Here is a 12230-nt window from a genome sequence, read left to right as displayed (position 1 = left end):
CATCGTATCCTAGAAATCTGTGCCCGGCTCTTTGGAGAGCAGGACGAAAAGGCGTTCAGCGATGTCTTCCAGGGACATCACGCCAGCGCCGGCATAGGTCAGGCACCCTTCCCGCTTCCGGCAGGGCAAAAGTTCCATCATCTGTCCGTTGGCTCCGCGCACCCGACGCGGCCGCACTTCACCAGTCCGGGGATCCACGTCGGACGACTGGAAGAAGAGCAGCGCTGGCGTCATCTGGCGCACACCCCATTGCTGCAGTTGGCCTTGGTCACGCCGTGCGCTCGGGAAATGCTGGTTGGGCGCCCCGTCGGCCGAGATGGCGGAGACGGACATGCCAAACCGATCACCGAAGGACTTCACGATTGGCGATGCAATCGTGCAGGGCCCACAACTGCCCCTGTAAACGTAGAACAGCCCGACCTTGTCGGACACATTTCGTAGGAAGAGATCTCGGTCGGCCAGCCTGTCGTCGGTCCAGCCGTGCTTCGCCACTTCCACCACAGGTCGTTTGACCGTGTAGTCGAGCTCTGGGTTCGTCCAGACCAGGCGGCGATAATAGTCGGCGAACATGCCGCCCTTATCCAGGGCGACTTGCTGCAGACGATAATAGGTCTCCACCGTTTCCGGCGAGGGCCGCCAGGTGGCGATATTCCGCGCTTCTTCGAGCTCTTTCTGGAACTGTTCAAGCTCGGCGATCTCGGGCGCGCGCATCGAGCGCAGCGGAGAATTCTCGCTCCTCTCTTCGGGCTGCTCGGGGGGCGCGGGACGGTCGCAGTAGAACCACTGTCCAAGGTCGCGGCCACAGTAGGTCTGTTCTTGGGAGGGCGCCTGCGCGGAGGCGGCGCCGAATGCGCCAAATGCAAGGGCCACGACTGCGGCCGAGATCGACCAGCTGCGCCGGTGTCCCATCTTGTTTCTCCTGGTGGAATTCGGGGTCGTCATGGCTTTCCAGCCTCGTCCACATCGCCGAAGCCCGGCGAGTTCGACCCCATGAGGTTGCTGATGTTCTGAGAGATCCGGCCCAGCGTGCTATTCGGGTCCGGATTTGTGATTTTCTTCATCGCGTCGGCGGTGAAATCTGAGAAGTCGGCATTGCTCAGGTCGAGCCGCTCAAACTCTTCGACCGAGAAGCCGCTGCAGTCCGCGTCCTTCGGCGTGCCCCAATCCTTGCCGATCTGGGGACGGCCCGTTTCGTGAACGATGCGGGCCAGCGTTCCGTCGAAGGAGCAGTAGCGCATCGACTTTTCGAGGCAGACGCCCAGGAACGACTTTTGCGAGCAGTATGTCCCGACATAGTGCGTGGACTTTGCTTCCTGGCGGGTCATCAGCGTTTCCTCTTCCTGAGAACACTGCGTCAGACCGATATCGACACCCCACCCGCTATCTTTGCAGCAGTTGCGGAAGCCCAGCACCGCCTTGCGGCAGCGCATCGGCTGTCCTTTGAAGATCGTCAGGTTCTTCGAATAGTCTTCACCGGCCATCTGGGCGATGAGAAGCGCGGCCAGGGCGTCGGGGAGATCAGAGCTCCCTTCGTCGTCCTGCCCTATGCACATACTGCCGATGCAAACCTTGATCTGGCAGGTGTCCTTGGTCTCCTCGACCAGGACCTCTTTCTTGCACTGATAGACGTTCTCGAAAGTCCGGCATTGATCGTCACCAACCTGCCCGTCCAGGCATTCTTGGCGTAGCAGCTCACAGCCCGACGCGGGCTTGCAGTTCGTCTCTTGGGCGCCGGTCGTTTCGCAGACGTAGGTATCCGTTTCTTCCCAGCACGGCGCCGTGGTCGGAACACCGTTTATGATGCGGGTCCCGCCTGGCTGGGTGCATTGCGTATCCTTCTTGCGGCACTTCGTATCCGACGCAGGCCTGCAGGACGCGGGGCCCTCCATTTCGCCGCCCACATGCTCAGTGATTTCGCCATCGGGCGGCCCAGCGCCTTCAACAATATCCTTGCAGCGATAGGTCTTCTCGACGCCGGAACACACGCCGTTCGGGTCCTTAAGAGCGCACGTCTCGTTCACGACCTGGCAGGTCTTTACAGGCCCGCAGGTATCAACGGCTGCAGATGTGCTGCAGGTCCATGTTTCTTGGCGCTTCCAGGGGTCGCGGGTCACCGAGAGCCCATTGATGATGCGGGTTTCGTTGCCGATCAAAACCTTGTCGGCGGTCTTGCGACAAGACGGATCGTTGCGGTTGGTGGCGCAGGGGTCAGTCCAATATTCCCCTACGATCTCGCGAGGCGTGTCGATCGGGGTTCCGCCGTTATTGACCGGGTTGTCGCAACGATAGGTGCGGTCGTAGGCCGTGCAATTGCCTGCCCTGTCCTGGCTGGCGCATGTCTGGCTCTGCTGAGTGCAGCCGCTGAACGGCGCACACGAATTCACCGTCGATGACGCTGAGCAAATGTAGTCCTCACGGACATGCCAAGGATTGCGGGTTACCGGGAGGCCATTGATGACCTTAGTGGCGTTGCCTTCAATGACGACTTCGCCCTGCTTTACGCAGGCGCCATTGCCCGCCAACGCATTACATCCATTGTCCCAGGTGTCGGAGACGATATCGCGCAGGATCTCCTTGGGTGTGCCCGCTCCGGCCACCGGGTCCTCGCAGCGGAAGTCTTGCTCGTAGCGCGAGCAGCCGCCAGAGGGATCACCGTAGGTTTTCTCCTTACCGGTGCAAACACCAGCAGAGTTTGTGGCAATGCAACGCTCACCAGTTTGGGACATGCCTGCGGGCGGTTTGCACCCAGGATAGTTTGATAGCGTGGAGCAGCTGAATACCTCCTCCCATTTCCAACAAGAACGATAGACTTGTTGCCCGCTGATAGTTCGCGTCCCACCTGCTTCAACACAGGTACGAGCGACAGGGCGGCAGGCGGGGTTGTTCTCGACCCCAGCTGGGCAAGTTCTAAGGAGGGTCTCTGTGTCGCTGATCTGTGGGTTAAACGGCTTGTAAAGTGCGAGACCGTATGTGCCGCCATTCCTGTCGTTCCGGAGCCACATGTCCTGGCCGTCGAGGCTGTAGTCGCTCCATCCTGCCATCGGCGGGGGGCCTGGGCATCGAACAGCAAAGGCGCGTTCCTGGCCACCGCCACTAGGCACGTCAGCGCTGATCCATTCGACGGTGCAGCCGGGTAGGAACCCCTGAATCCTGCTTATCGGGTAGGGGGGGTTGTTATTGAATCGAGTTACCCGGCCAACAGCCGTAACATTGCTCGAATATTCGATCTTCTGGGTTGCATGGCAGACGTGGTTTTCTTCCGACCCTTGGTAACCCTCCTGACAGACGTAGCTCGAAGGAAGACCCGATGGGGCCGCACAGACCTGGCCGCCCGAGGGCGCGCAGCCCGGCTTTCCGTTCGCGGTACAAGCCGCATTGGGCGCGTGCGTCGATCCATTCCAAGTCTTCACGCAGCCATAGACATAGTCTTCGTCAACGACCACGACCCGCTTCCTTTCACAGGATGCGGGGGTGTGTGTCCAAACCGTGCCCGTTTTACAGGCATAAACGTAGTCCACGTCAACAACTACAACCCGTTCGGGTTCGCAGGTCTTAGACGTGGAAGTCCAACGGTCGCCCGATAGGCATTTGTACAGATAGTCGGTATCGAAGATTGGCTGATAAGACCGTGCGCAAGTCTCTTCCTTATCGACAGCAGCCTTGCCGCTCTCGCATGTGTAGAGGGTCGTTTCAGTCCGTGTCTTCTGCCCGCTTTCGGCACGGCAGGAGGTCGTCGCGTCATCGGTCAGCCCGCCTGTGTGGCCCTGGGCGTCCTTGAAAATGTCAAAGCTGCGCTGCAGCCAATCGTCGTTGTTGCTCAGGTCGTAGCGAGCCGCATTTACGGCGCCGCCGCCAAGGACCTCCAGGTACTCGTTGCCAGGAGCATTTGCGACGCCGGCCGAGATCAACCCGTCCGGGTTGTCGCCATAAGACTCCCAGCCTCCGCTATTGCCGAGGCCCGGGACAATTTGGTTCGGATCTCCAATGGGCTTCGGCTGATTTGCGCCAGCAAAGGCCCCTGCTCCACCATCCCCTGTCGTTGTTTGGCTGGACGCCATCGGTGCAACCGATGACGCCACAGCGAGAACCGCCAGCCCGAGAATCCGGGCGACAAGCGACTTAGTCGAAGATGGTGCAGACACCGTAATTCACCCCTCTAGGCGCTCCAGTGCCGCACGAGCGACATCTGGCGCAGCATCGCCGCGCTGCGCGATTTGGCGCAACGCTTCCGCGAGGCTGACATTCCCCGCGATGCGGTCATGAGGGGTTACCGAGCTCACGCAGTCCACGCCGTCCTGACAAGGTTGCACAGGGGACGTGGCCGCAATGAACGTCGGGACGCGATCTACCCCATAGGCCCGGAAGACCTGTGGCTCGATCGCGAGACCGCTAAGATCATCTTGCCCGAAAACTTGGCGCGCAACAACTAGCGTGCGCTCAAAAGAGCCATCTACAAGACCGCGAATGACGAGCCGGGCGCCTGCCTTCTGGGCGTCGGCCGATAACTGCCTCAGGGCCTCGCGCGGCATGGTCAAAGAGACGGCGATATACAGCGCGCCGCCCTCGTCCTCGTTTGCGATCATCATCTTGGCGGCGTCACCAAAGGCGCTGTCGTCCAGGGCGACCATTCGCATACCTTCAGCAAGACGTGCCTCGTTCACCGCAGACAGAGTCCGCGCCTCCTCACGGTGCGCCTCGGAGATCCGCGTCGCTTGCGACAACCATTCGCCCAGGCTTGCCTCAGCGCTACGACCCCGCGCTTCGGCCTCGTCAATGAGGGCTCTCACAGCAGCGCCCGTAGCGTCCTGGGCCAGGACCGGCGTACAGGTCCACAAGACAGCGCCAAGCGCCATCGCGCCCGACGCCATCTGCATGATCGGCCAGTTTGCGCGCCAGCCCAGCCACAGCAGATTGATGGCGACATAGAAGATGCCGCCGACGATAATCCACGCCGATACAGTTCCGTCGAATGTTGGGATGCTCATTTTCTTGATCTCTATGGAACCACTGTCACGCAGCAGTTGCGCTTACGCCAAACGAGATAGCCGTAGTCTTCTCCCTTAATCGGGAAGGACTTGCCGCTCTCGTAGGGCACACTCGACACGCCTATTGCGGGGCAGGTGAAAGGGCCTGTTGTATGGCGGACCGGGTTCACCATCTGGAACCTGTATTGCCGCTTATCCATGATCGGCATCTTGTACTTGCGGCACGACGCCTTAGGCCCGCTTGTGCCATCGGCGAGCAACTGGCGGTGCATCTTGTAGGCAAACCGGGCGGCCACGAGCAGCGACCCCTGGACGTTGCCGTACTCGCCCGAAACGTTGCCGGTCATGGGATACATTGTCGTCTGGCACCCGGCGCACCAGAACATTTCGTTTCTGACGTGGCCTGCCGTTGAGGCCGCACAGTCCACCGAGCAGGCCGCCACAGCGATAGGATTGGCGAAGACGAGAGACTCGGGGTGAATGAGAACCGCCAGGTGGTCGTCATTCCAGAGCGGATCGAGCTCGGTGATGTATGCGATATCGAACGTCATACGCTCGACGCACAGAAAGTCCGTCAGCAGCTCGAGCCAATACATCACAGGATAGATGTACCAGTGGACATGATAGGCGGATCTGTTCGCGACCCCATCGCTGGAGCGAGACGACTTGGCTGGATAGCCAACGCCAGGGTCAATCTTCACGCCGCCCAGGTTCACGAAACAGAACGGCTTCTGCGTCACATCAACGAGGCGAACGGGCTCCCAGAACCCGACGTTCAGGCCGATCATAACGAAAGGCGGTAGAGTGGTCGGGCAAAGGCACACCGGCGAACTTGGGTTCGGGGTGTCGGGCTTGTTGCCCTTGAACAAGGGGATGCTCCCCAGCGTCAGGGGGAACATGCAAGACCAGCATACGTCAGTGATCGGATTCACGAACCGCCCTGAGCAGCTGGCTCCCGGCACGTCGGCCGCCGCAGCAGCGACGGCGGGCGCCGCTACGGCGGACAGGTTCAAGGCTGAGGCAGTTGCATTGATCGAGGCTGAGGCTTCAGCTGCAAGCCCGAGGTTCAGGCCAACGATCGCGGCGATGCTGACAGCTCTCTTCCAAAAGACGCCCGCCCGGATCACGGCATCAACTCCGAAATCCTAAGCTGCGAGCCTTCCCTGGCGATCTTTGCTGGCACTTGCTCAAGGCTGAAGTGCTCGACCAGACGCGCTTCCTGGTCGAAGTAGAACTGCACCCCTCGGCGGCGCATGAGTTCAAGCGGTGCGCCGTTTGTCAGGATGATCCTTGTGCGGTGCTCGCCCGCAGCCCGCATCTCCTTCAGCGCCCATTCGACCTGGCGTGTGTCGTCACCGTCGATGAACAGCATGACCCGGTCAAAGTCGGGTAGGCGTTCCAGCGGATTGATCCGGTCTCCCGCTCTCGCGAAAACTCGGCCCCGGTGATCTGCGTAATCCTCCTTGACCGTAATGGTCGGGTCGAAGAGCCACGACCGCGCATATGTGGTCGTCCGGACCGGCGCCGGATTAGGTCGCTCGACCTTTTGCTCAACGCGGCGGGTAAACTCGCGCTGCAGTTGGTCTATGCGCCCTTCTTTTTCAGCCGCCTTCAGACGCGCGGATATCACCTCAAGAATGTCCTGTTCGCCAATCGTAAACGTATGGCCGATGACGCCCAGGTCCTTCGCGGAGGCGGGACTTGCGCCCAGACAGGCCGCAAACAGAAGGCCCAACAGGGCTGCGAATTTGCTCATAAAATTGGCTCCCCAATCCCGATGATCCGACGCGAATCCACGAGGCCGATGACGGCGTATCGACTGTCCAGGCTGTCCTTGTGGTCGCCGGCGACATAGATTTTCCCAGTCGGGATGATTCCAACCGGGCCAGGCTCTACGGGCCTACCGCTGCGGTCGTGCGTCTTCACCCTGCCAACGGGAGAACCGGCGACATACACCTGGTCCTCACGGTGCTCGATCACGTCACCCGGAACACCGGCAACACGCTTCACGAATGATGAGCCAGCTGGATAATACTCGTTGTCTGGAACGACGAAGGCGACGAGGTTTCCTCGTGCTGGCTGTCGTTTCTGAGTGTCGACGATATAGCCCCAATTCCCCAGGCTATCCGTCTCGTTGAACCCGACACGATATCTCGTAAGGAATTCCTGTCCGACTTTGAGGCTGAGCGCGGCGACCAGGACGATGGCCGCCGCTCCGACTTTTCTCCAGCTCCGCTGAGAATTACTCGACATCCGCGTCGGCCCTCTCAGCACCCGCCTTCATCACGGCAGCGATATCGACCGTCATGTCGGATAGGAAAAACTCGGCAATTCGCTCGTACTTGGCAAAGGGCATCTCGGCACGCTGGCCGTCCCCCTGCGCCGTCACCTTCACGGCCACAAGCTTGGTTGGAAGCCCACGCTCACCAGGCACGATCAGGTAGCGATCGACGGGCGGCGGTGTGCAATGGAACAGCAGAAACCGACGTTCATCAGCAGCCAACTTAGTCACTCCGATCGTCGCCTACTGTGGGAATCCGGGCAAAGCCTCGGAGGCTTCGCTCTTCGGTTGGGCTTGTTGGGGAGCCCCCCTCCGAGCCGTCGCCTCCTTCATCGCCGCCTGAACGGCGGCTTCGACCTGTTCCGTCACGTCTGGCGCTTCGCCGGCCAGCACAGCTTCACGGGCGATCAGCAGGACGTGTCGCCCTTCGGCTGCTTTACGAAGGGTGTCTTGGGTCACGGACAGATAGAGCTCTGTCCTTACTGCGACCTCTTCTGGTGAGATGTTGGCCATCGCCAATTGCGCCATGTAGTTCGTGGTCAACTGTCGAATGCCGACCGTCATAATCTCAGGGCTGGCCTGCAGCTCGGAGATCTTCACCCAGGCGAAGACGTTGGAAATGGTCAGCAGCGCGATTGCGGCCGCGGCCGTCTGGCCCTTTGTAGGGGCCCACGCCTTAGCGCCATCAACGATGGCTTGCCCCAATGCGCGCTGCTTGGGCGCAGGCTTGGCAACTTGGACCTTGCTCTTGTTCTCGTCCATTTTAGTGTTGCGCTCCCTTGCGCCGTATTGTCGAGGCGAGCCCTGCCGCCACGAATGAGGATGCTGCGGCCCAGACCGCAAAGATCGGCCACAGGACGCGCCGTTGAGCGTCAGGTTCGGCCGCCACGAAATGGGTCAAGAAGCTGGCCAGAACCGACGCGCCTTTTTCGAGATCAAAGGCCGTCACGCTCAACGCCAGCAGGGTCAGAAACCCCAGGCCTGAAATCATCGCCAGGACGCATACGCCGACGATATCCGGCACTGCCGAAAGAATGCGCGCCGGCTTCATTTGCGGAACCAGTTCGGGAAGCGCTGCTTCGCAATCGCTGTAACCACATCGTGGAGCTCGGCCCCGCCGTCGACAGCGACCTTGATCTGATCAAAGACCGCCGCTGTCGTTGAGAACAGGGTGACTGTGTAAGGATCGAGGACAAGACGGCCGATGAACCGGGCTTCAGGCCCGATTGCAAAAAGCTCGGAATACTCGCCGTCCTTGACCTTCAGTGTCCGGAGAAGCGCCATCGTCGGTTCATCGACCAGGAGCTTATCGCTGCTGGCCAACTGCTGAAGAGTTTCGTCCTTCAGGCGGAGGATCAAAACGTGGTCGCTGTTCGCGAAACAGGCGGCCGCGCCAGTCGTCTTGAAATAGTCCTCCAGGGATTGCGTGCCCGTGACTAGGGCGCCGCCTTCTTTCCGGCATCGACGTGCGAAGCCCTCGATAAAGGCCCCCGTCGATCCGTTGGCCAGCATCTTCCAGGCCTCGTCGATAATCAGGATTTTGCGGCGGCTACGTCCGCCAAGGCGCATCCTCTGTCTGACGAGGAAGAAGAGCGCGAGGATGATTACGGCGCGCAGTTCGGCCTTGGTTTCGAGAGAACTCATCTCGAAGACCGTCAGGGGGTTTCTGATATCAATATTGGTCTGGCCATTGAAAATGCCGCCATACACAGCCCCCTTGTCATAGGCCGCCAGCGACCGCGCGAGGCTCAGACCGAGGGGGCCATGTTTATCTTTCAGCTCCTCGATCACATGGGCGAAGCTTCCGCCTTTACCGTGAGCGTCCCAGACGGCCTTAACCGCCATTTCGGTCACGCCGCGCTCTTCAGATGAACAGCCATCGTCGCCCCTGGCCGCCTGTTCGATCATAAGGCGCACCATCTGGAGACCTTCAGCCAGGTACTCGCCGGGTTCGTCTCCAGCCGCGTCTTCTGCATCAATCAGATTGAAGGGGTTCAGGCAGGGCCGCTGGTCCAGGTCGAACTCAACGAAAGCTCCTCCGAGTCCTAGCGCCGCGTTCTTGAACGACATGCCGTCGTCAATCACGACGACTTCTGCATCCGCCCCACGATAGGCCGCCATCATCTCCTGCATCGTCACGGATTTGCCGGATCCCGAGGATCCCACGACGCAGGTGTTATGGTTGCCCGCCTTGTTGTCGAAGTTCGACCACTGCATCACCTGGCCGCGACGACCGACAAGCAGGAGGTGGGGGACTTCGCCGCCCATGAACTCGCCTTGCAGCGGGGCGATTTTGGCAACCGCTGTTGTCGGCATCCGCCGCGTTTTTCCCCTCTTCTTGAGGTCGGAGAACATGCCGCGCCCCAGAGTGAGCGGAAGACAGGCCAACAAGGTTGGCAGATGAACGTCATCGGCGCGCTCGAGCTCAAACCGTGTGTTGCGGAAGACGGCGCGCAGCTTGCTTTCCGCCTCGGCCGCCTTCTTCACGGGAGCGATCGAAATGACCGACATTCCGACATCGGCCAGGACAGCGCCGTCCGAGACTTGTTCCATCACCATGGCCCAGTCGTCGGCTGACTTGCGGGTGTCAGGGAACATGGAGTTGAGCTTGTTGCTCGCCGCCTGAGCGGTTCGCATTCTGCGAAGTTCACTCTCCGTCTTCGTCTTCTCATGAGACGAGGTCTGGAAATATAGGGTCATCACCGTAGGGCCGATCACGCGGATCGTGTCGTTGAACATATCGCCCAACAACTTGCTCATGTGGCCTTGAGTGAAGTGTTCCGGGTAGCGTTTCACGTTGAACGCCCTGAGCTGGAACTTGGCCTCGCGCGCTCCACCTTCCCGCTTGAGGGCAACTTCCTCTAGCGGGGTATCGGGCATTAAGAAGTCGTCGCTTTCTGCCCGCGACCTGATGTCTATTCTGTCTCGGTAGATGGTATAACGCGTTTCCGCATCAACCATCTGCTGATTAATCCAACGCTGCGGATCGTATTCGTCAGAACGACCCCTGATATTCAGGCTAGGGTTCAGTATGTCCGCAACAGCCCGTATCAGCTCCATCGGTCCCATCGTGAACGACTGCACCTGGGCCATTGCCTGCAGGTCCGATTGAAACTTTGAGCGGGCCTCTACGAGTTGCTCAACGACCATCGGTTCATCCACATCCATCTCAATGCAGATGAAGATGCGATAATCGCGCAGGTAGAACGGATCGGTCGATGAGGCAGACTCCCAGGCCGCACGCCTGAAGTGCTCTCGTCGGAACTCCGCCAGGCGCTTGAATGATGGATCCTGCCCCGCGCGGGCGGACGCCCAGTGGTCAACCACTTCCCCAATCTTCGGAGACGCATAGGAGATGACCTGGACCGACGATCCTGCCGGCACGGACGTGAACAGATCCCCGAGCATCTTGTTCGTTGTCTCGTTCGCGCCGATCATTGGGATGACTTCGAGAGCCCAACCCAGGGTCTTGTTCGTCGCAAACAGCTTATGCTCCGCATCCCAGGATCGGTACGGAAGTAGGCCGCTCAGGGTAGGAGCGCGGAAACGCTCGCGCGGTGAGTCGGAGGGTGGCGCTTCAGGCGCCATGAAGTCCGACACCGCGTCGAGAAACCGGCCAACGCTCTTTGCAACGACGTTGCTCATTTACTATTTCTCCAGCGCGTTCCGGCCGAGACGGTCGATTTGGGCGGATGCTGTCGCGGTCGATGGCGCTGGCATCCACCAGCCCCCACGCCGCATTACCGCCATGACCTCAGAGCGATGGTGAAGGTCGCCCTGCGCATCGACCCAGGGTGCAAAGACGATCCTGATGACCTGGTCGCCTTCGCGTCGGACACCGCCTTGGTCACTGGAAAAGACGAATGGGTCAGGAGCCCACCAGCGGACCGGACCGGCGCCTTCAATCCCGGTTGCAGAACTCGCAGTGCCAGGGGCACCCCGACGCGGAGCGGAATTGTCGATCGCAGAGATCGGGGCGCAGCTGGTCCCGGTTTCCGCCGAGCAAGCCCAGGATCCTTTAGTGTTTGTGCTCCCGCAGGCGGACAAAGCCGCTGCTGTCGCCACAAGGGCGATTGGTAGGAGGATCTTCATTAGCGCCCCCCGGCCAGGAAGGTCCGCAGCTCTGCGATAGGCATCCAGCCTTCGTTCGTAGTGCCGTCGGCGCGAACAATGACCGGCGTGCCCTGGAAACGCGCCTTATGGAAGAAGTCTGTATTCGCTTTCGCGGCGGCTTCAGCCGCAGAACAGTCGCCTGAGACCTTGAGCTCGCCGCCGCTGTGAATCGCGTTGATCGCGGAGACCCGATCCTGACTGCAAAGAGCCAGTTTCGCCTTCTCGAGGCTGTCAGGAGACAGGATTGCCACCGGGTATTCGGTGATCTCAATGTCGGTGACCGACTTCAGGTCATTGGCGAGTTTCTGACAGAAGCTGCAGTTCAGGTCTGTGAAGACCGTCATCTTCAACCGCGCCCCAGGATTGTGGACGACGGCGTTTGCCTTAGGCAGAGCGGACAGTTCGGCCAGGTCCACCTTAGCCCCGGCTGCTGGCGCTGCAGCTGGACCGGCAGTCGTAGGCGCAGGCGTTTCCGCCCGCTGCTCTCCGAGGATGCGCGCTTCGCCTTCCTGCATGGCGGCGAGTTCACGCAGCCTTGCGTTTGTCAGATCCTTCTTCGCCGCGAGATCCAGGACGGATCCGACAGCCACGTATTTGGCATCACGTGTGGAATAGAAGACGTTTTTCCCGGCTATAACTTCGCAAAGGGGGCCTGGGCCAGCGCTACAATCCACAGAGCTGATCGAGGCAGCGGGAAAGGCCTTCTGCAGACGCCCCTTCAACAGGAAGGTGTCGGCGACGGACTTTACAGGAAGAGCGGCCACGCCCGCCACGACAACGACAACAGCTGCAATGGCGATTTCGGATTTTTTGGGCTTACGGAATTTCATGGGGGTATCCCTCTCGGGGCT

The 12230-nt window shown here is 60.3% G+C and carries 11 protein-coding genes; all 11 read right to left on the bottom strand.

The annotated features are described in order from the left end of the window. Positions 1–9: 9 nt before the first annotated feature. Entirely contained in the window at positions 10–909 is a 900-nt protein-coding gene (locus tag KWG56_RS18655; protein WP_201101125.1) for a conjugal transfer protein TraF, read from the bottom strand. A 29-nt stretch (positions 910–938) separates the two neighbouring features. Beyond that, on the bottom strand, positions 939–4058 hold the full coding sequence (locus KWG56_RS18650; protein WP_219373705.1) for a conjugal transfer protein TraN: 3120 nt from the start codon (positions 4056–4058) through the stop codon (positions 939–941). 90 nt (positions 4059–4148) lie between these two features. Beyond that, positions 4149–4985 (bottom strand): type-F conjugative transfer system pilin assembly protein TrbC, encoded by an 837-nt coding sequence (gene trbC / locus KWG56_RS18645; RefSeq protein ID WP_201101127.1) that lies wholly within the window; start codon positions 4983–4985, stop codon positions 4149–4151. Positions 4986–4996: 11 nt separating this feature from the next. Further along, on the bottom strand, positions 4997–6019 hold the full coding sequence (gene traU, locus KWG56_RS18640) for a conjugal transfer pilus assembly protein TraU (protein ID WP_219373732.1): 1023 nt from the start codon (positions 6017–6019) through the stop codon (positions 4997–4999). Positions 6020–6108: 89 nt separating this feature from the next. Next, the gene (gene traW, locus KWG56_RS18635) at positions 6109–6741 is read right to left on the bottom strand and encodes a type-F conjugative transfer system protein TraW (protein WP_219373704.1); all 633 of its coding nucleotides are present in this window, start codon (positions 6739–6741) and stop codon (positions 6109–6111) included. Next, positions 6738–7238, bottom strand: coding sequence for a signal peptidase I (gene lepB / locus KWG56_RS18630; RefSeq protein WP_219373703.1), 501 nt, complete (start codon positions 7236–7238; stop codon positions 6738–6740). The genes traW and lepB overlap by 4 nt, the downstream gene beginning before the upstream one ends. Next, positions 7228–7488 carry a hypothetical protein gene (locus tag KWG56_RS18625; protein WP_219373702.1) on the bottom strand — a complete coding sequence of 87 codons (261 nt, stop codon included), beginning with the start codon at positions 7486–7488 and terminating at the stop codon, positions 7228–7230. The genes lepB and KWG56_RS18625 overlap by 11 nt, the downstream gene beginning before the upstream one ends. 21 nt (positions 7489–7509) lie before the next feature. Further along, complete coding sequence (locus tag KWG56_RS18620; RefSeq protein WP_219373701.1) at positions 7510–8028, bottom strand: TrbI F-type domain-containing protein; 519 nt, start codon at positions 8026–8028, stop codon at positions 7510–7512. Position 8029: 1 nt separating this feature from the next. Further along, entirely contained in the window at positions 8030–8317 is a 288-nt protein-coding gene (locus KWG56_RS18615) for a hypothetical protein (protein WP_219373700.1), read from the bottom strand. Next, positions 8314–10911, bottom strand: a complete 2598-nt coding sequence (traC, locus tag KWG56_RS18610; RefSeq protein ID WP_219373699.1) for a type IV secretion system protein TraC — start codon at positions 10909–10911, stop codon at positions 8314–8316. Before traC ends, KWG56_RS18615 begins: the two co-directional genes overlap by 4 nt. Positions 10912–11357: 446 nt before the next feature. Then, entirely contained in the window at positions 11358–12209 is an 852-nt protein-coding gene (locus KWG56_RS18600) for a DsbC family protein (RefSeq protein WP_219373697.1), read from the bottom strand. Positions 12210–12230 lie beyond the last annotated feature (21 nt).

The sequence above is a fragment of the Brevundimonas nasdae genome (assembly GCF_019395145.1).
Taxonomy (GTDB): domain Bacteria; phylum Pseudomonadota; class Alphaproteobacteria; order Caulobacterales; family Caulobacteraceae; genus Brevundimonas; species Brevundimonas nasdae.
This window is presented reverse-complemented; position numbering and strand designations above follow the sequence as displayed.